Source organism: Rubinisphaera margarita, assembly GCF_022267515.1.
GTDB classification, from domain to species: Bacteria; Planctomycetota; Planctomycetia; order Planctomycetales; family Planctomycetaceae; genus Rubinisphaera; species Rubinisphaera margarita.
Genome location: NZ_JAKFGB010000014.1, coordinates 277,087 through 299,287 on the forward strand (window position 1 = coordinate 277,087; position 22,201 = coordinate 299,287).

Consider the following 22,201-nt stretch of genomic DNA (forward strand, 5'->3'; position numbering starts at 1 on the left):
CGGCATGGTGTCAAACAGGACGCCATCCGTCAATCTGTACAGCTTTCGTTTTCGAGCCGGAAAACGCAGAACCTATTGCGGAAAGCCGCTGTCCTAATCCAGGCCCGGGCTGGCCGTGAGAGCTTGCCTGTCAGGGAGGCGAAGCCGTAGGAGAACGGGATTTGACGGTCGGAAGCACTTTGTGCCGCCACTTGCCCGATCTATTTTGATATTCCAGGTCTCCGACCTGATTCACCCAAGAGGACTTCGCCCACCGCCGCGCCGCCCCGAAAGGAGCGTTCGGGGCCACTCCTGCGGTCATTCCCCGGGCCAGATGCCCCTTTTGGGGAAGTTGATCAAGCAGGATTTGCCCTGAATTTTGGAAAGCTCGAATTCGGATGGGGGACCGGTTGATTCGGCCGTTCGCGAGGTTAGGATTATGACAGGACGGAACGCAGTGATTTTCAGCATGGTTCCGTCCAGACCTTCACACAGGAGATACGAACGATTTCTGATCTGACCCACAACGCCGATGTTGCGACCGAGACATCTGAGAAGACGCAGCTGTTCGAGCGCAATCCTGATCAGTTGGCCCGTTCCCTCGACCTGGCATGCCGATGTGCTCAACTCGCTGACGAACTCAAGGCGAAAGACATCATCGTGCTCGATCTGACACGGGTCACGCCCGAGTTCGACTACTTCATTATCGCGACCGGTAACAGCCGCCGGCAGCTTCACGCCATCGCGGAAGAGGCCGACACGCTGATGGAAAAATCCGGTTCGGCTCGAATCGGTATCGAAGGCTACGACAGCAACGCCTGGATCCTGCAGGATTACGGCGATGTCGTGCTGCATGCCTTCGATCCGGCCAGCCGTGAGATGTACGATCTGGAACGCCTCTGGGCCGACGCCACCCGCGTTGACTGGCAGGCTTACCTGGCCGAACACGCCTGATCGTCCTTTTGACAGCAATCTCCCGGGTTGCGACCGGAGGCAAGCCCTTCGACTCGTGACCGGGGAGACTTTTCATACGAATCACTCGTCGCTTCTCCCAGGGCGGCGAGTGAATTTCGTTTTACGACAACCGTGCTGCGAAGGGTGCCACTGGCGTCTCGTCAGTGCCCGTGCTTGAAAATCCCCCTGCTCACCACCAGACCCCGCGGATGATTCAGACGTGCACGTCTGAGTCGCGGTAGCGACAAGAGGCCGCTGACCGGGATGAACTGATTCAACAGAACTCCCGGCTTTATTCCGCGGCTCGTGACCTTGCCACGTAAATACACCCCTCGGAGTCACGCTTACACTGGCGAAGCCAGTGGCACACGGCGAGAGGAACGCATCCGGAAGTTTGCCCAGCCATTCCGACCTCTCTGAGTCTCGCCGAGCACAATCGGCGGCAGGATGCCGCCGTTACGACTGGGTGGCGCACGTCGAAAATCGCAGTTGGGCCGGGCAGAAGGTAGAACAAAGCCGGAAGCAGTCGCTACGATACGCCTTTCCCGTCGGACTTGTGCCGGCTTTTCTCGCTGACGAACCTGATTCAACCTCTCCATGAACATCCTGCAAGAACTCCGTGGCCGTCTGCATTCTGTCCTCGCTTCCAAAGTCGAGGATGCGGACCGCTTTGCCGCGATGCTGACTCCGTCCCAGAATCCTGAATTCGGGGATTATCAGGCCAACTGTGCCATGCCTCTGTCGAAGCAACTCGGGAAACCGCCGAAAGATGTGGCTGCCGAGCTAATTGCCGAGCTCAACATCAGCGACCTGTGTGAGCAGCCGGAGATTGCCGGGCCGGGGTTCATCAACTTCCGCGTCAAAACCGACTTCCTGCAGGAGCAGATCGATACCGTCAGCCAGAGCGAACGCCTCGGCGTCGAGCCGGTCTCGGAGAAGCAGCGGATCGTCATCGATTATTCCGCTCCCAACGTCGCCAAGCCGATGCACGTCGGGCATCTGCGCAGCACGGTCATCGGGAACGCCCTGTATCGCATCCTGAGTTTCCTCGGACACGACGTCACCAGCGACAACCACATTGGCGACTGGGGCACGCAGTTCGGGATGATCCTGTACGGCTACCGCAACTTCGTCGATCAGGCGGCTTATGAAAAAGACGCCGTGGCGGAGCTGTCGCGGCTGTACCGACTGGTCAACCGACTTGGCGAGTACCATCAGACCGTGGAAGAACTTCCAGGCCTCGAATGGAAGCTGAGTGAAGCCGAGCAGGCCGTGAACGATGCCGAAGCAACCGTCGAGCAGGACGACAAACGGGGCAAAAAGCAGCTGAAGAAACTCCGCGGCGAGCTCGAATCGATCCGGGCTTCCGTCAAGAAAGCCGAGGCACTGGTCGCCGACGTCGAGCAGGATGCCGAGCTGAAAAAGCTGGCCGATGCTCACCCGGAAATCCACACGGACGCCCGCAAGGAAACCGCCAAGCTGCACGCCGGCGATCCCGAGAATCGCCAGCTCTGGGACGAGTTTCTACCGGCCTGTCTGGAAGCGATGAATGTCGTCTACCGCCGGCTCGACATCAATTTCGATCTCACACTCGGCGAAAGCTATTACCAGCCTCAGCTGGCGTCGGTCGTCGAAGAACTCAAATCGAAGGGACTGGCCGAGGAAAGCCAGGGGGCCATCTGTGTCTTCCTGCCGGAAGAACGGGCTCCGTTTATCGTTCAGAAGCAGGATGGCGCGTTCACCTACGCCACGACCGATCTGGCGACGATTCGGTACCGCGTCGAGGAACTAAAAGCCGACACGATTCTGTACGTGGTCGACGCCCGTCAGGGGGATCACTTCCAGATGCTGTTCAAGACGGCTCGCAAGTGGGGGTACGACGATGTCGCCCTGCAGCATGTCTCGTTCGGCACCGTGATGGGCAAAGACGGCAAGCCGTTCAAGACCCGAGCCGGGGATATCGTCGGCCTCGGGGACCTGCTCGATGAAGCGATCTCGCGGGCTCTCGGGATCGTGGCCGCCAACGATGATTCCAAGCCAAACGGAGCGGAACTCGACGAGGCGGCTCGCGCCCGGATTGCCGAGATCGTAGGCCTCGGCGGCATCAAATACGCCGATTTGCACCATAATCGGGAGAGCGACTACATCTTCGACTGGGACAAGATGCTCGCCATGAACGGCGACACGGCGACGTACATGCAGTACGCCTATGCCCGAGTCTGTGGGATCTTCCGGAAGGCCGGGGTCGAGCGGAAAACGATCCGTAGCAGCGATCAGGCAATCGTGCTGAACCACGACGCCGAACGGGCACTGGCGTTTCAACTGCTGCGATTCGACGAAGCCCTGACAGCGACCGCGCAGGAGTATCGTCCGAACTTCCTGACGAATTATCTGTTCGAGACAGCGAATACCTTCAGCACATTCTACGACAAATGTCCGGTCGCTTCCGAAGAGAATGAGGCCACCCGACTGAGTCGGCTGAAGCTCTGCGAAACGACGGCTCGCATTTTAGAACAGGGCTTGAGCTTGTTGGGAATCAAAACTTCTGAAAGAATGTAGGAGGCACTTCGTTTTCGCCGTCGCGGATCATCTCACCTCTTCTGTGAGTTCGGCAGCCACGACGGACGGGTCTGGTCTTGCGTCCCGAAGAATCTGCTCACATCCGCTCGCTCGATTGATCAACATTCGAATTCACATCCGGATCTGCCTTCACCACTCATGTCACAACTTCTGATCACGCGTCAGCCCGAATTCGACGAACTCTGCGAGCACCTCAAGTCCAGTGGTGAAGTCGCATTCGATACCGAATTCGTTTCCGAACATACCTATCGGCCTCAGCTGTGCCTGCTGCAGTTCGCGACGAAAGAACGGCAGGTCGCCGTCGACCCGCTGGCCGGTCTCGATCTGACTCCCTGGTGGGAGATCATGACCGACAAGGAAACGCGGGTCATTGTCCACGGCGGCCGGGAAGAGATCCTCTTCTGCTGGTTCGCCGCGGAGAAGCCCCCGCAGAACCTGGTCGACGTGCAGATCGTGCAGGGCCTCCTGAGCCGGGGCTATCCACTGTCACATTCCGCTCTCGTGCAGAAGGTGATGCAGAAGCGGATTCACGGCAAGGAAACGCGAACAGACTGGGCCAAACGCCCGCTCACTGACAAGCAGATTGAATACGCCGTGGAGGATGTCCGGCATCTGATCGAGATCGCTGCCAAGCAGCGCCGCCGGCTCAAATCGCTGAAGCGGACGGCCTGGGCGAATCAGGAATGCGAGGCCTTCATCGACGGACTCGTCGAAGCACAGCGAACCCGCCCGGATGCCTGGGTTCGGCTCCCGAAGATCGGCCGGCTCTCGCGACAGGACCTTGGCGTGGCTCGCGAACTGTTCCGCTGGAGGGAGCAGACAGCTGAGAATCTGAATCGACCACTGCGAACGATTCTTCGCGATGACCTGCTTGTCGACCTGGCGCATCGGCAGCCGAAATCGGAGGCGGAAGTCCTCTCGACCCGCGACATGCAACGAGGCAATTATCGACGGTATGCCTCTGAGTTGCTCGAAGTGATTCAGAACGCCACCAAACTCTCTCCGTCCGAGTTGCCCGAAAAGCTCGCGCAGAACAGCGACGATCACTCCAAGCAGGAAGAGCATGTGCTCGGCAAGCTGCTCGCCATCGCGCTGGCCAACTGCTGTGCGGAAGCGGATGTCTCGCCGGCCATCGTGGCGACGGCGACCGATCTGCGGGAATTCGTTCGCTGGCATCTGGGGGGGCAGAAATCGGATGAGCCGAAGCTTGCCACCGGCTGGCGATACGACCTCTGCGGAGAAATGCTTGAGAATCTGCTCGACGGCCGCATCTCACTGCGAGTCGCCGATCCCAATTCCGATCACCCGCTCGTGTTCGAATCGCTTTCCGAATCGACCGGGCAGGAACAGTAACGTTCGATGACGGCTTCGGTCAGCAAGCCGTGATGCAGAGCCGTCCCGACGAGCACGGCATCCACTCCCGACCGCTCCACCGCATCCAGATGTTCCAGAGTGCGGACACCGCCCCCGGTCAGAATCTTCAACTGCGGATACTCTCGCCGAATGGCCGAGCAGAGTTCCAGCGTGCCCGGCCCGCGATCCCGTCCGACATAAGCCAGGTCAATCACGATCACTTCCTGCACGCCCCGGTCGGCGACATAGCCGACAATCTCCAGAGCATCCTGACTTCCCCACGCCTGATCGGGCGAGTTGAGCAGGCTGTCGACCAGATCGAGACTGAAGACGAGCGAAGCGGGATCACACATGCAGACCAGCGCATCGAATACCGATTGATCGGCCAGCGATTCGGTCGAAACGATGCACCGTGACTGACAGAGCAGGGGGCCGAGTTCGAAGCAGTCTTCGATCTGCTGAATGCCAGCGTCAATTCGGAATGTGCCCAGCGACGGTTCAAGCCGGGTGAGCAGCGGGACATTCCAGCGTCGATGGACGATGCCGTCCAGATCGGCGATGTACCAGTCCTGAAATCCGAAGTGACCGTTCAGAACGCGAGTCAACTCCAGAGGACACGAGGACTGGCAGTACTTCGTCTTCAGTGGCTGGTAGGTGCTCCGCAGTCCGCCCACGGCGTGAACGGTCTGACCATTGAGAACATCGAGAACGGGAATGATTTTCATTCAGCTGACAATCATCTCTCGGAAGGGCGTTGAATCAATTCATTTGATCCCAGGACTCTGCGGCAATCAAGCATGGCCACTCCGCCTTTTCGGCATCAGACGTTCGCCGACTCCATTCCGGTTGACAGTTTCTCCTCGTTGTTCACGGGAGCCGTGGCGAGAATGACCATGCCAACGACTGCGCTGATCAACGAACCGACGAGTACACCTACTTTGGTCGCCCGCAGCAGATCGGCGTCGGCGAAAGCCAGGCTCGTGATGAACAAAGCCATGGTGAAGCCGATTCCCGCCAGAAACCCGCCTCCGGCGAGATGCCGCCATGTGATATCGGCTGGAAGACGGGCAATTCCGAGCTTCACCGCCACCCAACTGCACAGCAGAATGCCGACCGGTTTGCCGATTACCAGACCGGCGATGACAGCGACCGAAACCGACGAGGCGATATCAGCCAGACTCAGAACGACACCGGCGTTCGCCAGCGCGAACAGCGGCATGATGACGAAGGCGACCCAGGGGTGCAGCACGTAAATGAGGTACTCCAGCGGCGAGATCGTTTCCCGCGACAGCCAGCGGTACTTCGAAACCGTTTTCGCCCGATGACTGTCCGCTTCCCAATCCTCACCGTGAACCACATCGCTTGCCATATGCATCAGCGTCCCGCCGATTCCCCGTTCCAGATACGCCCGGGCAGGAGTGAGCAGGCCGAGAGCGACGCCGGCGATCGTGGCGTGAATTCCCGACTCATGGAATCCGAGCCAGATCAGCACCCCGACCAGCGTATACATGCCGATGCTGCGGACCCCTAATCGTTGCAACAGAACGACGACGCCGATTCCGATCAGTCCGAGAATAAGCCACGACCAGTGAATCGTCTCGGTGTAGCCGAAAGCAATCACGAAAATCGCACCGATATCATCGACGATCGCCAGCGAAAGCAGAATGATCCGCAGCGCTGCCGGCACCCGCCGACCGAGCACCGCCATGCAACCGACGACAAACGCGATGTCGGTCGCCATCGGCACCCCCCAGCCCCGTTGACCGGGTGAACCGGCCTGCATCGCGATGAAAATCCCGGCCGGAACGACCATGCCGCCCAGCGCTGCGACCAGCGGGAGTGCCGCCCGTCGGAAGTCCTGGAGTTCCCCCATCACGATCTCGCGTTTCACCTCGAGACCAATCACAAAAAAGAAGATCGCCATCAGGCCATCGTTGATCCAGTGCTTGAGCGAATGATCGAGCGTAAAGTCCCCAATCGTCAGCCCGACGTGCATTTTCCAGAAGCCGAGATACTGATCGGCCACCCCGGAATTTGCCGCAACCAGAGCGATCACGGCACACAGCAGCAGGACGATCCCGCTGGAGGCTTCGACATGTAAAAATCGGCTGAGCGGTTTCAGAAACCTGTGAACTGGTTCCTTCGGCAGAGAGGGCTCGGCTTGAGGGTCCAGTGATCGCTCCATAATTGTCGGCTCGCTGAAGATGTCTGTTTCGGGTCAGTTCATTTCATTGTAACGGCTTGTGTCGGCATAAAACCGCAATCGTAAGCAAAGGCCGCAATCAGGACGGAGCTCGCGATCCCGCAGTGGGCGGAGGCGGATCGGGGAGATATTCCCGTCTCAACGACTGTTCCAGCTCAACCTGTATCCCTCCAAAACGGAAATCGAAACGTTTGACGTTCCCGTTCTCGTCGAGCCGCACGTTGTACGGGGAAACCAGCGGATCGAAAAGCCGAAACTGCTGGACACCGAAACCGGTAATGAACAGCAGGATGGTCACGAGGATCGAGCCGGTACACACCAGAGAGGGCAGGGCGAAGCCCAGCATATCCGGAAAGCTGGTCATTGAGATAAGTACCGTCACCATCGTGCTCGAAACGCTGAAGGCAATCGCTCCCATGCCGACGAGGAGCAACACGCAGAACGTTCTCCGGATCGGACCGGACGAACACGCTCCCAGCATCATGCCACAGGCCATCATGTAGGTGGTGAAGAGAAGCGACACGACCAACGCGACCAGGATATTCGGCAGGGCAACACCTCTCAGCAGATAGCTGAAGCAAATAAAGGGAACCACAGCGGCATAGTAAATGCCAGCATGAAGGGCTCCACACCAGAAGAAGCCAGAGAAGATCTGTCCGATCCGCAGCGTGGAAAGCGTCAGGACTTCCAGCGTTTGTTCGCTGTGTTCCTCGGCGGCCAGCGCGAATAGGGAGAGCGGAACGACGAAGCAGTTCGGAAGCAGGAGGATGACGAAAAAGTAGCTACAGAACTGACGCCCGGCTCCGACCAGATCGAGGGAGAGATCGGCGGTCATCACGAGAAAGAAACTCGTCGCCCAGCAACTCAGAAGCAGCAGGAGAAACGTGATCGCGAAGGCCCGGCCTTTGAGCATCCGGCGGATCTCGCGGATCAGCATCGGGTTCCAGGAATCGGGGAAATCAGTCCACGCTCGCGACCGCAAATTGAACCATTCCCCGGCTGACTCAGCCGGGAACGGGGTCATTGCACGATTCCCTCGGTGATTGACATAAAGGCATCTTCCAGCGTTTCCGATTTCCCGGCGTACTCGGTTACAGCAAAACCCTTCTCAATCATTCGCTTCAGCAGATTCGCCCGCTCAGTGTTGTCGCCTGCAAACTCAAAGACGATCCGATGAGCGGCCGGGGCGACATGCGACACGAACGGCTGTTCCAGGAGCCAGTTCCGCAAATCCGTGGACCGCGACGTCACCGCCACTGCGAGGGGAGTGCCGCCGCTTTCGCTGGACTTCCGGCTGCGGTGCCGTTTCAGATCTTCAATCGTGCCGTGCGTCAGAATCTGGCCGGCTTCGATAATCGCCGCCGAGTCGCAGATCTCTCCCAGCTCCGTCAGAATGTGCGAACTGATGAGCACGGTCTTGTGCATTTCGGTTGCGAGCAGATGAATCAGTTCCCGCAGTTCGACACGAGCCCGCGGATCGAGACCGGCCGCCGGCTCATCGAGAATGAGCACCTGAGGATCGTGAATCAGCGTCCGCCCCAACCCGAGCCGCTGCGACATCCCTTTGGAGAGCGTGCGAATTGGTTTGTCAGCCAGCTTACGAAGCTCCGTGAAGACGAGTACGCGATCGATCGCATCGCGGCGTTGATCTCCCCTGAAACCATAAGCCCGAGCGAAGAAGTCGAGATACTCGACGACATCCATGTTCGAATACTTCCCGAAACTGTCGGGCATGAAACCAAGACAGCGTCGGACCTTCTCAGGATCGTCGACCACAGAATGCCCGCAGACAAACGCGTCGCCGGCGGTCGGCAGATCGAGCGTGGCGATGATCCGCATCGTCGTTGTCTTGCCGGCTCCGTTCGGACCGATGAACCCCATCACCTGCCCGGCGTACGTGTGAAAACTGACGTTGTTGACTGCCTTCAGCTTTCCGAAGAATCGATGGAGATTGCGGATCTCCAGCGTCGGCTTCTCCCCGGCTCGATCACGAGCGATCTCTTCGGCGGCCAACTGCTCGCCTTCGCCCTGCAACTGTCCGTTGATTTCTTCGCTCACGACGACCGGATAATCCGCCGTACTGTCTGTGGCGGAAGACGGGACTTCGTCCGTGATCTTCTCCTGGTCCGGGGTTGCGTCGGTCATAATCCACTCGTCAGTTGTCTGCAGTTCATTGATTCATCCGCCATCACCGCGGCAGGACATCCACTCCCGTTGATTACATGTAGCCGACCATCGTGTACAGAGACATCCGCTCGCGGGTGTTCTGGAGTCCGATATCAAGATCGTCATGAGCGCGGAGGATCACGAAGTATGAATTCGGCCGGAGGACACTCCGGTAGGCTTCAGGCTGCCGAAACTTCGAAAGCGTCGACTCCTGAAAACTTCGGGAATAGACATCTCCGCCAAGATCATCGTACGGACTGTATCCGTGGCTGTAGCGGTAACGGTGCGGGTCCACCGCGGCGGGCATGTCCTGTAACGTCATGCCGTCCGGCAGAGCCAGATCCTTGTCCATCACCGTGGTTCGAAGTTGCGTCAGGTCGTCCGGACTGGCTGGCGTCAGATCGGCCACGCCTCCGGCGCGAACCGGCCCGCCAATCCAAGCCTTTCCCTGCTGGTCAACCAGGAGGATCATCTCGATCTCCCATTCCAGCCCGTTGGAAACTTCGAGAGCCTCCGCTCCTTTCGCTTTGTAATCGACGCGCCCGCGCTGCTCCTGATTGGAGACTGTCAAAAACTGCGTGCGTGTTCGCGGCCGCAGCCAGCCGCTCGTTAAGTGCTGCCGATCGCTCCAGTCGACTCGCCCGGACTCATATCCTTCGTAAGTCGCCCAGACCGGGTACACAGCGGTGGACTGCCCGAACTGCAGCCCCTGTGACGGAGCCACGCCGGCATAGTAGGCGACCCGATTGATGCTGATGGACGTCCCCTGTTTCTGGTCGAGAAAAGTCACGCTTCTCACTCGCGACTTGATCGAAAACCCATGAGCGACCGTCGAATAACCGACCAGCAAAAGGCTGCTTCCCAAGGAAAGCAATGGGACGGTAAGCAGCAGCATCGACAGCCGTTTCTTCCGCATGAAGTACGCGTAGTTCACCGGCCCGATGACAATCGTAAAGACGGTAATCAGCAGCAGGAACGCCGTGACCGGAACGCCACCGACGCCGGGAATCAGGAACTGCATGAAGCTGGGCGCGAGCTGCCGGGCGCTCAGCCCGTTGCGATTTCGCCAGGAGATTCGAGATTCTCCCAGTGTGTTCATGAGCCAGGCCCAATGCGAGATCGTTCCGGGAAAGGGATTCTCGCGAAACGCCACAACCATCCCGAGGCCGAGTGAACGAACCGAGAACGTGGAATCGCTGACCGGCCACCGTTCGCCGGTGGACAAGTCTTCGGGAATTGTTCGTGAATTGTCGGCCGGATCGATCAAAGAAACGTGCCGAAACGCGCCACGATTGGCCGGGCTCCAGACTTCGTCTCGAAAGGCACGGCGATTCCAGTCGAGCATCTGATTCAACTCGGTCGACGCCGCTGGATCTTCCCCGATCTCATAGATGAGCAGGTTCCCGCCTGTTTCCACCCAGTTGAGAATGGCGTTGCGGGCTTCCGGTGTGATTCGCTTCGTCAGCGTTTCGAGCCTCATCGCCACAATGTCGACACTCGTGTAGGCCAGCCAGTTCTCGGGCAGTCCTTCCGGGTTGACGGTTTGAAAGAACTCGCCGCTCGGCGAATAGTAGGCCGAACCGTGACTCGGATGTGCTGATCCCGCCCGCGAGAACTGATTCAAAGCCGCCTGATTGTACTTCTCACCGTCGACAACGCCGTTCTGCACGATCAGCAGCGAGCCGCCGTGATTGTAAACGTAATTCACATCGGGCAGCGAAATCGAACCGGTGAGGTTCTTGAGAATCCGACCGTTTTCCACGACACGCAGCTGGGCGGACGAACCGGAATCGACCATTGGCACCAGAAGGGTGGTGTTGAGCGTCTGATTCTGCTCAATCACAATCCGTTGCGACACCTCGGCAACCGGATTCGAAGGATGATCGCTGCGAAGGACGAACGTCAGCTGACGAGCCGGTCCGATGTTGCGAACGCGGATTCGAACCGGATAGTACCCGCCATTGTGGCCGCCGATCCATTTCGTATTCACATCGACGACGAGATCGGAACCACTGAGCGTGAACTCAGTCCCTATTGCCCACGCGGGCTTCCCAGGCAGCAAGCAGGCGAACCCGACGGCGAGAACGATCAGTCCCTGTTTCAGAAACGATTTCAACATCGGGAGCTTTCCGCAGGAAGCAGACATGACTTGAAGAAGGTTCTAAACGCGAACATCCGCGGGGATTTCGCGTCCCACCTGAGGAACGGTCTGCACGAGTTCCCGGATCAGGGAAATATTGTCCCAGCCATCCATTCGGGCGGCATAATCGAGAATCACGCGATGCGACAGCACGCTCGAGGCGACGAACTTAACCTCATCGAAACCGACATTCGGCTTGCCGGCAATTAAAGCGGCTGCCCGGGACGTATTGGCCAGAGCGATCGCCGCGCGAGGCGAAGCCCCGAAGCGGACAAACTGCTTAACGAACTCCGGCGAGTCCTCATACCGCGAATGGGTCGCGGAAACGAGCCGGGCGATGTAGTTGGCGACCGCTTCCGGCAGATGCACCCGGTCAACCTGTTCAAACAGATGCGCCAGATCATCACCCGAGACAACCGGCTCGAGCTGAGGCGGTTCGCCATGGCGGCGCTTCGTGATAATTTGCTGCAGCGTTTCCGCGCCGATTCCTTCGACGCTGATCTTGAACGTGAATCGATCCAGCTGCGCTTCCGGCAGTGGATAGGTTCCTTCCAGCTCGATCGGGTTCTGCGTCGCCAGAACGAAGAACGGCTGCGGCAACTGGTGCGTTTCGCCCATCACCGTGACGCGGCGTTCCTGCATCGCTTCGAGCAGAGCCGACTGGGTCTTCGGCGTGGCGCGGTTGATTTCATCGGCCAGCAGCAGATTTGCGAAAATCGGTCCCTTGTGAAAGACGAGCCGGCGGGTGCCGTCCCGTTCTTCGAGAATCGGGGAACCGACGATGTCACCAGGCAGTAGATCGGGAGTGAACTGCACACGGCGAAACGAGAGATGCATCAGCGTTGAGAGCGATTTGACGAGCTCAGTTTTTCCAAGTCCCGGCAAGCCTTCCAGCAGCAGATGCCCCCGGGCCAGAATGCAGGTGACGGCAAGTCGGAGCAGTTGTTCCTGTCCCAGAATGGCCCGTCCCAGACCGTCGAGCAGACGATCAATCACTTCACGGGCGGCCGTAACTTCTTCCGGCGTCAACAGTCCACCTGGGCGTGTCTCGTTCATACAGAGCAACTCCGTCTCAGTCAGTTAGTCACGTCAAACGTTGCAGGTCAATTCAGCAGATCCGTCAGAGCGCTCCGTCGTCGTGGACTTCAGAGGGGCGGTTCTCGGAATTGAAGAACTTCCGGACCACGTCGCGATGCCGAGGACTCAGCTTGCGATTCCAGGTCGCTTTCCCGGCGGAGGGATCGGCTTCACGAACCGGATTGCGAGCCGCGGAATCGGCCGGCTTGACCTCGGGCTCGTGATAGGTGATGCCCTGCACGTCGTCGCTGGGATCATCCAGTGTACCGGGCGGAAGCACCACTTCTTTGAACTTCGTGTTGGACAGATCCGACTCTTCTCCCCAGACCATGGAGGCATCGCCGCGACCGCGCGTGATTCCCCCCTTGCCCGGTTTGTTGCTTTCTCCCTGTCCATTGCCCGGGCCCTCGCAGTCGCCCTCACCCTGGCAAAGTCCCTGGCACTCGCTGCGCTGCTTGGCGAGTCGTTCTGATTCATTCTTCAGATGCTCTTTCAGTTCATTCAGCATCTTCTCGCGAGCAGCCGCGTCTTCCGGCAGACCGAGCTTGCCCGATTGGGCCGCGTTCTCCAGAGCCTTCTTCAACGACTCCGACATGCCGGGACATTGACCATTGCAGGCCTTCGCGGCCAGCGAAGAGAGATTCTCGCCCAATGCCGATTCGAGCTGTTCCAGTTGCTCGGCGGAAAGCTCCCCCTGATTCGCCATTGAAGAAAGCAACTGCTCGATCGCTGAAGACGCGGACTCAAGACTCCGTTCGTTCTTTTGCCAGCTGAGCTGCATCTGTTGCCGAAGTGAGTCAGCCGTTTCCCACTGCTCGTGAGTCAGCGGCTGGTCTTTGGTTTCCTGAATGAACTGCTCCAACTCCTGCTTCAGCTCTTCCTTTTCCTTCTCGTCAAGCACTTCGGCTTCGTCGAGCGTTTCGAGCATCGATTCGAGTTCTTCAGTCGTTTCGCGGGAAACTTCACGTGGCGTCGCCATGACTTCCGAAAACTCGCGGATCGGAACCAGACAGGTGAGCAGTGCGAAGATGCAAGGGACGGCTGTCATGGAGGCAAAGCGTTTAGGACGAATTCGAGGCAGGGAATTGCGCCACAGTTGTTCGACCTGAGGCAGCCGTCGAGACCATTCCTCGTCGGGAGCTTCCGAAAGGGTCATGAGGAGTCCGCCCGCTCCCAGTTTCTGGTCGAGCAGTGCGGTCGCCTCCTCGTGAGAGAACCGACGCTTCTGAATCGTGAACCACGACCAGACTGGCACCGCGGCCAGCAACAGCAACAGAGACGGGGCGTACGGCCAGACCGCGGGGAGGAACAACTTGATCAGCAGAATCGCGCAGCCGATTCCGATGAAAGTCGCGGCCAGACGATCGGCACAAATGCCCAGAAACTGGCCCCATTGCAGGCGTTGCCAGTGTCGGTGAATCCATTGCTGAGAGTTCGGCATCAGAACCTCCCGAAATATGCAGTCGCAGAATGCGCATGTGAACAGACTTACGGGAATTGTAACCAATTCGCCGTCTGATGTCTGAAAGAAACAGGCGAATTTGCCGTTTTCAGGCTCCGTCGCAAATTCGATTGCCGCCTATTGACCAGCCGGTTCGACCTGCCCGTCTCCCTGCAGATAGGCGATTAGATCGCGAATCTGGTCGCTCGACATCCGATCGAGCAGACCTTCCGGCATCAATGACAGATTCGACGGCTTCACCAGATCGATCTCATCCCGCGGGACCGCGATTTCGTCCTTCTCAGTCTGAACGACCACCGTCTGCCCGGTCTCACTCCTGATGACACCATTAATGACCCGACCGGAATTCAGCACGAACGTCGACATCCGATATTGATTCGGTACGATCGCAGAAGGTGTGACGATGTTCTCCAGCAGGTAATCGAGGTTCTTGCGGTTCCCTCCCGTCAGATCCGGAGCCAGTGGTTTGCCTTCTCCGAAGAACTTGTGACACGTTGAGCAGGTCTTGTCGAACAGTGCCCGACCGTGACTCAGATCGGCCTCGGCCAGAGACTCTTCGGTCAGAGCCTCACGAAACGACGCGATCTTCTCCTGCTTTTCGGCCGAAGACTGATTCAACGTGCCCCAGACTTCCGTCAGCAGCTCTGTCAGTTCCGGTACCTCGAACTGGGCGATCTGTCGGGCCTGCGAAGCACTCAGTTGCGCGTCTCCCAGTCGACCGTTCTTGAATCCCTTGAGAAGCGCTTCCGCATAAGCCGGGCGTGAACAGAGCGTCTCAATCGCCGCCGTCCGGGCCTCATGCCGGAACCGTCCATATCGACTCAGAATCAGTTCAGGAATCTCCGCGTCGTCGAAGCGAGCCAGTGCTGTCAGCGCGGCGGCATCGAGCACACGGTCGTTGACCCATTTCTTCAGGGCCGGGAGAAGTCCTTCAGGCTGCCGATCCGCCAGAACATTTAACGCACTGATCCGATCGATCGGAGTCGCCTCGTCGTTCGTCACAATCTTGAAGAGTTCTTCAATTGCCCGACCATCACCAAAGACCAGCGACAGCTCCCGCAATGAGGCCTGAATCTCCGCATCAGGCACATCTCCGTACTTCGCGGCGACAGTCGACCAGCCGGGCGGCGCAGGAAGTTGCCTTACGCCGCGCGTGGCAGCTGTCATCCCCTGCAGCAGATCGGAAAGCTGTTCCTGATGTTTCGTTTTCAGCAGCGTGGAGACCAGCAGCGGTCCGACTTCCGGCTGTGTCGCATACTCGTGAAGCAATCGGCGGGCGATAAATGTTCGGAGTTTTCGAGCGGTGTCGAACCGCGTCAGATCGAGCGCCTGCCCGGGATACTTCTCCACAGCCGGTTCGATGCCATACCAGAGAATCAACCGCAGATCATGATCGTCGGTATCTTCGTCGTGCTGCAACAGGGCCTCCGCCATCCGCAGGCGGAAATCGATCGGCATGGAATGCACTGTCGAGGACAGCGTCAGCCGCACATAGGGCGACTGTTCTGTCCTGGCGTGGTCAATCAGTTTCTTCCAGATCTCAATATCCGTCGTCTGATCCTCGGCGATCAGACGAATGGCCCACGAGCGAACGTATTCATCCTCTTCTTCAAGAAAATCAAGCGTTGCGTCGGAATACAACCAATCCATCGCCGCACATGTCCAGAGCAGACGCAGATCTTTGACCGTATCTCCAGTGAGCTTCTCCGGCAGAAGCTGGGTGAGGTCCAGTGAGTCGTTCAGATTAGGATATCGATCACTCAGAAGGCGGCGGGCGTGTCGGCAGAACCAGTCGTTGTCGTGCGTCTGCAGGTTGAACAGCTCTTCATCGCTCATCGCCGCGAGGTCCGGAACTTTCTTCAAGGCGGGGCGACCGTAAGTCACCTTGTAGATGCGGCCCGATGTCCGGTGCACGCCGTCGCTGTCGTGACATTCGCCGAGATCGGTCCAGTCACTCACGTAGACTCCGCCGTCCGGTCCATACATCACCCCCACACCTCGAAACCACGGCTGGTTGGCGAACAGAAAGTCGGGCCGATGCTCGATCCTGTAGCCGGCTCCATGCCTCACTATCGCATCGCAGTTCACGCGGCGCCCATGGGTATTGCACATGAAAAGCTGACCCCGATACTGCGGCGGCCAGTTGTCGCCGAGGTAGATCATCCCGCCGCAATGCGAATGCCCGCCTCCGAGTTCGCCGTGAACACCCGAGGCATCCCGACTGTCGGACCACTTCGACGAAGTCGCATCCCAGTGGTAATGGTCGGCGTGCTGGTCGATGAGCTCATAGAAGTGCGGATTCGAATCGGCTCCATACATCCGCTTGAAGTGAGCCCCGGGGATCGCATGCCACGCATGCCCGATGACGTTGTTGGTGAAGAAGAAATCGCCGTACTCGTTGTAATCGAGTCCCCACGGGTTGGTCGTTCCTTCGGTGACCAGTTCAAAGCGATGGTCTCGCGGATGAAATCGCCAGATCGAACAGTTGAGACTCGTCTTCTCTTCCAACGTCGCACCGGGACGCCCCACCACGGAGGTCGCCTGAATGCCGTGCCGGCCGTAGATCCAGCCGGTTGGACCATACATCAGCCCGTTGACGATGTTGTGTCCCACCTCGTTCTTATCGAAGCCTTCCAGAAACACCTGCGGCTCGCCGTCTGCGCGATCATCGCCATTTTTATCGGAAAGCCAGGACAACGTGCCGTCGTTGAGAATCCAGCAGCCGTTCGTGCCGGGAAGAACACTGGTGAGGCGGTTCCCCTGATCCCAGAAGACCTGCCGCTTGTCGTGCTCGCCGTCGCCATCGACATCTTCCAGAATAACAATGCGGTCCCGCAGGCTGTTGTCGTAAGAGCGTCCGCCATACGTGTAGCACTCAGCTACCCAGACGCGGCCGCGATCATCCATCTCCATCGAGATCGGCTGCGAAACATCCGGCTCGCCGGCAAACAGCGTCACGCGGAAACCGTCGGGAACAGAGATCGCAGCCGCCGCCTGTTGAGGCGTTGTCGGCTCTTCGCCATTCGGTTGCGTATTGATGACCTCAGGAAAGCTCGGCTCGGCTGCGGTGGCGGTCGCAGTCAGAAGACCAAGAACCAGTGCAGACGTCCGCCAGAAAATGCCTCGACAGTTCACAATATCCCTCGGTTCTGAATCACGACGGCAAAGCGGCCCGCAAGCACTCCGGCAGACCATAGATCAATCACTGCTGATGGTACCGTGCGACCACACGGGACATCAATTGATGCGAGGAAGCGGGCGAAGGATGTCCTTTAGACTTCAAGCGTCCGCGAGGAAGCACGACGCAATGCCCTCACTGACGTTTCGGGTTGAGATACGATTGCCGGCTTCAACCCACGTTGACCGCGCCATCGTCGGGTGGCCCCGAAATATTCTTTCGGGGCGGCGCAGCCGTGGGAGAACGGGATTTGACGCTGCGAATCATTGAACCGAGAAGACAGTGGAGCGCTACGGTACTCAGTCACGATTCCCCGCCAAACGGCATTCTCCCACGGCTTCGCCGCCCTGATAGCCGAGCGATCAGGGCCACCCCGTGTCTCAGGCGACCGTATCTAACATTATTGGCGTTCCATGATCCAGTTCTCGAGCTGGACGCCGTTTCGTTCGACCACGTTAGGGCGGACGACTTCGAAGCCGTGCTTCAGGTACAGTCCTTTGGCCAGATGACTCGCTTCGACATACAGGCGCGGCAGTGGACGCTCTCGGCTGATCGTGAGCACTCGTTCCAGCAATGCTCCGCCGATGCCTTGCCGGGCGTACTCGGTGCGGACGTAGTGGCAGTCGATGTGACCGTCGCTGTCGAGTTCGATGAAGCCAACGACCACCTCGTCGATGAGATACACGAACGGCCGCTTCAGTTCACAACGCCATTTCCAGCGTTCGTAGTCGATCGGCAACGGAGCCCAGGCGGCGATCTGTTCCGGCGAGTAACAGGCGGAAGCCGCGCCGTGAATCGCGTCGTAGAAGATCTCGGCGATCTGCCGGTGCTGGCCCCTGTAGTAATCGATCACCCGTTTGGTCTTTCGAATTCGAGGACGCCCTCTTCGATTAATTGATTGGCCTGCCGTTCCAGCGCTATTCGTTTCTTCTGCTTCTCGGGCGACAGAGCGTCGGGTTCAATGCCACTCAACATGCGGAGTCCCGCACGGGGGCGTTCCTGTTCGGTGATATAAATGAAAGCGAGCTTCAGCCGGACATCCTCCGAGATATCGGGAAACCGTTGCACGAACTGTTCGAAATAGGGAATCGCCTGCACCATCTGATTCTGCCGCGCCAGACCATTGGCCAGCTTCAGCAGATCGGGGGCGGCCAGCGTGAACTCACCATAGCGGCGCTGGGCACTTTCGTACTCGGTGGCCGCCGCACTCGGCTTGTCCTCGGCCAGAAGTTGACGAATCCGCTCGATCCGCTTCGACTTCCGGCTGACGACGCCCTGTCCATCGATCGGCTCCAGTTCTTCGAGGGGAGCTTTCTTCCGCGACTTCTTTTTCTTCTTCTTCGGACGCTGTTCCTTCAACTGATAGTCGACCGTTGGCAGCATACTGACGGGCTGTTCCCATCGGCTCTTGCCGTGCTCGTTCCTGATGTACGAGATCAGGTCCCAGCCTTCACAGTCGACCCACTTCAGTTTCAGGTAGAGGAGGCCGATCACCAGACCGACCCAGGCGCCGGCCAGATGGAGCATCTCGCTGCCGAGGCGAAAGCCCCAGAGCCAGGCCAGCGTGAACTGAAAGCCAATGTAGATGACACCGAACGTCAGGATGTAGCAGTCGAACACCCTGGCAATAATGCGGATCAGAAAGATAAACAGAAAAACGGTGAGCTCATTCTTCGGCGCCCAGACCAGAGCCATCGCGAGCAGTCCGTAAATCGCGTTCGAGGCTCCCAGCGAGGCATCGCCCGGTTCGGAGAGACCAAGGAGCGGCATCAAAAGTTGCAGCAGCGAATTCTGCAGAAAGCCAATCACGTTATACACGGTGAGAAACTGCAGCCAGCCGATCTTCCCTTCGACGATAATGCCGAAGCCCCAGAGGAAAATCATGTTCCCGACGAGGTGGAAGATATCGCCGTGCATGTAGCTGGCGGTCACCCATTCAATCGGGTTGACTCCACCTCCGTAGTGCATCGCGAAGATCGATGGATCGGGAACCAGAAAGAAAAGCAGCGTGTTGATGACGATCAGCGCCACCGTCCCGTAGGGCCAGTGGTAGATCGGGGCGTCGGTTCCAATCGGGATGAGGAAGAACATAGGGCGCGACTGTGAACTGGCTGGTTGCGATCAGCGTTCCGAGCCGCGCTGGTCCATGGCGCGACGTTGACAGTTTCAACGCAGGTTCAGCACGAACACTGAACCTGCGGCTCGTTCCGGACCAGCGATATTTTCACGGTTACCGATTCGCGGAAACCTGTGACTTCGCTGGCCCCTTGTTGATCAACACGTGAGTTCCCGACTTTCCAGCCACGGCGATATCGAGCTTTCCGTCGCCGTTGAGATCGGCGGTGCGAATCTGCAGGCCGATGCCGACGTTTCCGCTGACATCGATATCGTGACGGGTGAACTTCTTCGCGATGGGATCCCAGTTGTAGTAGTAGACGCCCGAAGGTTCCGTGCCGCCGGGATCGCGTCCGTTGTGAGCACGGACCCGCTTCCCGGTGATCAGTTCATCGGCTCCGTCGCCATCGATATCCGCGAAGTGCAGGGCATGGGCCTGGGAGAAACTGCGATCGATTTCGTGTTCCTTCCACTCCAGCGACCCATCCGCGTTCTGTCCGGTGATCTCCCACCAGAACAGCCCGTAATCGTGGCCTTTGGCCCAGATGATATCGTTCTTGCCGTCGCCGTTCAGGTCGCGAATCAGGCACGGCACCGCGGCATGCAGTCCGGCCCAGTCGGAGTGATAGGTCCACTGTTCAGTGTCCGCGTTCTGAGCAGGCTGCTCGTACCAGCCTTCCCCGACAATGATGTCGAGCTTGCCGTTGTTCGTCAGGTCGCCGACGGCCATGCCGTGTCCGTTGGCCCGGTCGCCGATCAGCCATTTTTCCATCGCCGGAACTTTGACGGTCTTCGCGTTCCCGGCCTGATCGTTCTTGCCTTTTCCTTTGCCCTCTGCAGGAGCGGGAACTTCTTTCTCGGTCAGCTTCCAGGCGACCATCGGGTTCTTGGCGTTCCAGCTGTTCACCAGAAACTCGGGAACGTCGTCACCGTTCAGGTCGACGAACATGTTGCCTTCGTTCTGGCTCAGCTGAGTATCGACGAGGACATGCTTCTTCCACATCTGCCCGAGCCGCAGTCCTTCTTCTTTAGGATTCTCGTACCAGCTGATTTCAGTATCGAGGAAACCGCCGGAGATGACATCGACCCAGCCGTCTTTGTTCACGTCGTACGCGAAATCGCCATTGCTGACGACGTAGCCGTTCCAGTCTTCAATCGTTCGCAGCGGATGCGGCACGTACTCGGGAGCACGGAACCAGTTACGGCCGGAAATGATGTCGAGCTTGCCGTCGTTGTCGACATCGGCGATATCGATCCCTTCGTTGGCGTCGACCGTCAGCCGGCGGGCTTCGAAGGTGACGGGGTCTTCGGCGAATGTGGCCGGTAACGAGGCGAAAACGGGGAGTCCCAGGGCGAGGCCCAGGAAAATTCGTGAGGAGACCATGGTCTATTCCTTAACGATGGAGATCGAGGGGAGGTCGGACAGGATTTCAGATTCCAGCTTCGGCCATGGTAAACATCAACGACTCTTGAAACAATCAAGCTTCCAGATCGCTCTTGCCGTTCTCCCCCGGTTTCGAGTATGACACGCTCCATTCTGGTCGACGGATCAGGACCAGTTACAGGGACGACAGGAGATCAGGCGGCGATTTCGCAGCCGATCTCGTGATTTCAGCTTCTCAGGGAGGGGATATGTGGTGCGATCAATGCCGCGCCGAGGTCAGCACGAGTCATAGTCCGGTTACCGGCCTGGAACAGTGCACCGAATGCGGCCAGGAACTCGGCTCCAGCGAGCCAGTCACGAATCAGACCATCGCACAGACGGCTCAGGCGCTGCTGAAACGCTGGGAAGAGTCGCGTCTCGATGAGCCGGCAGAGACGGTTGATGCAGCCGACGACGATCTGACCGATCAGTTCGAGCGTGCCTACGATTCCTCGGAAAGTCTGCTCAAAGAGCAGCCCGAAGAACCTGCTCGCCCCGAGCCAAAGCGGACCTCTCCGGTCATGAAAATGCCCTCGCGTCCGACACCCGCCCCGCCGACGCCGGCTCCGAAAGCAGAGAACGTCGAACGGCCATCCGTTCCGACTCCGCAGAGTCGACCGGCCCGGCTGGAGCTCCCAAACGTCGAACAACCTCGTGCGGAACGGCCCGCTCCGTCGATGCCACAGGCTGCTCCGAAGATGGAGCGTCGGCCTGAGCAACCCGCGCCGCGGCCTCAGCAACAGGAGCCGGCCCGTCCGGCTCGCAGCGAAGCCTCCGAACCGCCCCGACGCAGTTTCAGCAAGCCGGAGCCGCAGAAGAATCCCCCTGCGCCGACGGCTCCCGCTCCTCGGGCGGCCCGCAATGATGCCGCCGCTCTGATGAATCGGGAACCGATGAACCGCGAAACACAAAACCGTGAACCGCAGAAGCCGGTCGCTTCGATCCCGGTGGGCGATGCCCTTCGCGACGAAGCTCCCGCATCCCGAGCCACATCGCCGGTGTCGTCGACGCCGGAACGCCCCACAACCGAACCACGCCGCGAAGGACAGGTGAAGATGTCAGCCCCCGCTTACGAGGCGCCCAGCTTCGCCCTTCCGGAAAAATCAACGCGTCCCGGCCGCAACTGGTCGGCCATTTTCGGGCAGACACTTGTGCTGCTCGGTGGTCTCGGCATGACGGCTGGTGTCGGCATCGTCATCGCCTGCAAGTTCGGGAACGTGGCCCAGCTGACCGAATCGACTGGCTGGCTCACCTTCGCCGGCTGCCAGCTGATGTTCGTCTTCGGCATCTACACCAACCTGAGCAGCCGCATGGAGCAGGTGCTCGTTGAAATGCATCGTCGCTGCGACGATCTGAGCACCATCATCGCTCAACAGCAGACGGTGATCCGCGCAGCCAGCCCTCGCCCGGAAACGCCGCGACCGGAGAGCGAACACCGCTTCTCGGCTTCAAAGCGAGCCGGCAGCTTCGACCGCTCCTCGACCGATGAACTGGTGCAGTCGCTGCCCCGGTAATCCCCGGATCACCGCCACTGGTTGACAACACCGCGAGCCGTTCTATCGTGACATCGA

General features: G+C 58.9%; 15 protein-coding genes. 4 read left to right on the forward strand and 11 right to left on the reverse strand.

Features of this window, described 5'->3' with window-relative positions; translation table 11 throughout:
- The first annotated feature begins 567 nt into the window (after positions 1-567).
- The 3 genes from rsfS to L1A08_RS14015 all read left to right on the forward strand — a co-directional run bounded on the left by rsfS (position 568) and on the right by L1A08_RS14015 (position 4,866).
- The gene (rsfS, locus tag L1A08_RS14005) at positions 568-933 is read left to right on the forward strand and encodes a ribosome silencing factor (protein WP_238757063.1); all 366 of its coding nucleotides are present in this window, start codon (positions 568-570) and stop codon (positions 931-933) included.
- Between the two features lie 597 nt (positions 934-1,530).
- Complete coding sequence (gene argS, locus L1A08_RS14010; protein WP_238757064.1) at positions 1,531-3,492, forward strand: arginine--tRNA ligase; 1,962 nt, start codon at positions 1,531-1,533, stop codon at positions 3,490-3,492.
- Positions 3,493-3,651: 159 nt separating this feature from the next.
- Entirely contained in the window at positions 3,652-4,866 is a 1,215-nt protein-coding gene (locus L1A08_RS14015; RefSeq protein WP_238757065.1) for a ribonuclease D, read from the forward strand.
- Here the strand turns inward: L1A08_RS14015 and L1A08_RS14020 are convergent.
- From L1A08_RS14020 to L1A08_RS14070, 11 genes are all read right to left on the reverse strand, one after another.
- Positions 4,815-5,591 carry a HisA/HisF-related TIM barrel protein gene (locus L1A08_RS14020; protein ID WP_238757066.1) on the reverse strand — a complete coding sequence of 259 codons (777 nt, stop codon included), beginning with the start codon at positions 5,589-5,591 and terminating at the stop codon, positions 4,815-4,817. The two genes, L1A08_RS14015 and L1A08_RS14020, sit on opposite strands and share 52 nt — an antisense overlap.
- A gap of 95 nt (positions 5,592-5,686) precedes the next feature.
- Positions 5,687-7,051, reverse strand: a complete 1,365-nt coding sequence (gene nhaA, locus L1A08_RS14025) for a Na+/H+ antiporter NhaA (protein WP_238757067.1) — start codon at positions 7,049-7,051, stop codon at positions 5,687-5,689.
- Between the two features lie 97 nt (positions 7,052-7,148).
- On the reverse strand, positions 7,149-8,093 hold the full coding sequence (locus L1A08_RS14030) for a hypothetical protein (protein WP_238757068.1): 945 nt from the start codon (positions 8,091-8,093) through the stop codon (positions 7,149-7,151).
- On the reverse strand, positions 8,090-9,214 hold the full coding sequence (locus L1A08_RS14035; RefSeq protein WP_238757069.1) for an ABC transporter ATP-binding protein: 1,125 nt from the start codon (positions 9,212-9,214) through the stop codon (positions 8,090-8,092). The genes L1A08_RS14030 and L1A08_RS14035 overlap by 4 nt, the downstream gene beginning before the upstream one ends.
- A gap of 73 nt (positions 9,215-9,287) precedes the next feature.
- Positions 9,288-11,354, reverse strand: a complete 2,067-nt coding sequence (locus L1A08_RS14040; RefSeq protein WP_238757070.1) for a hypothetical protein — start codon at positions 11,352-11,354, stop codon at positions 9,288-9,290.
- 42 nt (positions 11,355-11,396) lie between these two features.
- Positions 11,397-12,431 carry an AAA family ATPase gene (locus L1A08_RS14045; protein ID WP_238757071.1) on the reverse strand — a complete coding sequence of 345 codons (1,035 nt, stop codon included), beginning with the start codon at positions 12,429-12,431 and terminating at the stop codon, positions 11,397-11,399.
- A gap of 64 nt (positions 12,432-12,495) precedes the next feature.
- Positions 12,496-13,893 carry a hypothetical protein gene (locus L1A08_RS14050; RefSeq protein WP_238757072.1) on the reverse strand — a complete coding sequence of 466 codons (1,398 nt, stop codon included), beginning with the start codon at positions 13,891-13,893 and terminating at the stop codon, positions 12,496-12,498.
- A gap of 138 nt (positions 13,894-14,031) precedes the next feature.
- Positions 14,032-17,049 (reverse strand): PVC-type heme-binding CxxCH protein, encoded by a 3,018-nt coding sequence (locus L1A08_RS14055; protein WP_238757073.1) that lies wholly within the window; start codon positions 17,047-17,049, stop codon positions 14,032-14,034.
- 443 nt (positions 17,050-17,492) lie between these two features.
- A complete protein-coding gene (locus L1A08_RS14060) occupies positions 17,493-17,945 on the reverse strand; it encodes a GNAT family N-acetyltransferase (RefSeq protein WP_238757074.1) in 453 nt (150 codons plus the stop codon).
- Positions 17,942-19,183, reverse strand: a complete 1,242-nt coding sequence (locus L1A08_RS14065) for a rhomboid family intramembrane serine protease (protein ID WP_238757075.1) — start codon at positions 19,181-19,183, stop codon at positions 17,942-17,944. The genes L1A08_RS14060 and L1A08_RS14065 overlap by 4 nt, the downstream gene beginning before the upstream one ends.
- A gap of 139 nt (positions 19,184-19,322) precedes the next feature.
- Positions 19,323-20,591, reverse strand: coding sequence for an FG-GAP repeat domain-containing protein (locus tag L1A08_RS14070; RefSeq protein ID WP_238757076.1), 1,269 nt, complete (start codon positions 20,589-20,591; stop codon positions 19,323-19,325).
- A gap of 248 nt (positions 20,592-20,839) precedes the next feature.
- Between L1A08_RS14070 and L1A08_RS14075 the strand changes: the two genes are divergently transcribed.
- Positions 20,840-22,144, forward strand: a complete 1,305-nt coding sequence (locus L1A08_RS14075) for a hypothetical protein (RefSeq protein WP_238757077.1) — start codon at positions 20,840-20,842, stop codon at positions 22,142-22,144.
- Positions 22,145-22,201 lie beyond the last annotated feature (57 nt).

Excerpts from the sequence above, each read along its gene's own strand:
- L1A08_RS14070 (WP_238757076.1), bottom strand. The coding sequence starts at position 20,591 with ATGGTCTCCTCACGAATTTTCCTGGGCCTCGCCCTGGGACTCCCCGTT.
- L1A08_RS14030 (WP_238757068.1), bottom strand. The coding sequence starts at position 8,093 with ATGACCCCGTTCCCGGCTGAGTCAGCCGGGGAATGGTTCAATTTGCGG.
- L1A08_RS14020 (WP_238757066.1), bottom strand. The coding sequence starts at position 5,591 with ATGAAAATCATTCCCGTTCTCGATGTTCTCAATGGTCAGACCGTTCAC.
- L1A08_RS14075 (WP_238757077.1), top strand. The coding sequence starts at position 20,840 with ATGTGGTGCGATCAATGCCGCGCCGAGGTCAGCACGAGTCATAGTCCG.
- nhaA (WP_238757067.1), bottom strand. The coding sequence starts at position 7,051 with ATGGAGCGATCACTGGACCCTCAAGCCGAGCCCTCTCTGCCGAAGGAA.
- L1A08_RS14015 (WP_238757065.1), top strand. The coding sequence starts at position 3,652 with ATGTCACAACTTCTGATCACGCGTCAGCCCGAATTCGACGAACTCTGC.
- L1A08_RS14050 (WP_238757072.1), bottom strand. The coding sequence starts at position 13,893 with ATGCCGAACTCTCAGCAATGGATTCACCGACACTGGCAACGCCTGCAA.
- L1A08_RS14045 (WP_238757071.1), bottom strand. The coding sequence starts at position 12,431 with ATGAACGAGACACGCCCAGGTGGACTGTTGACGCCGGAAGAAGTTACG.
- L1A08_RS14040 (WP_238757070.1), bottom strand. The coding sequence starts at position 11,354 with ATGTTGAAATCGTTTCTGAAACAGGGACTGATCGTTCTCGCCGTCGGG.
- L1A08_RS14065 (WP_238757075.1), bottom strand. The coding sequence starts at position 19,183 with ATGTTCTTCCTCATCCCGATTGGAACCGACGCCCCGATCTACCACTGG.
- L1A08_RS14035 (WP_238757069.1), bottom strand. The coding sequence starts at position 9,214 with ATGACCGACGCAACCCCGGACCAGGAGAAGATCACGGACGAAGTCCCG.
- argS (WP_238757064.1), top strand. The coding sequence starts at position 1,531 with ATGAACATCCTGCAAGAACTCCGTGGCCGTCTGCATTCTGTCCTCGCT.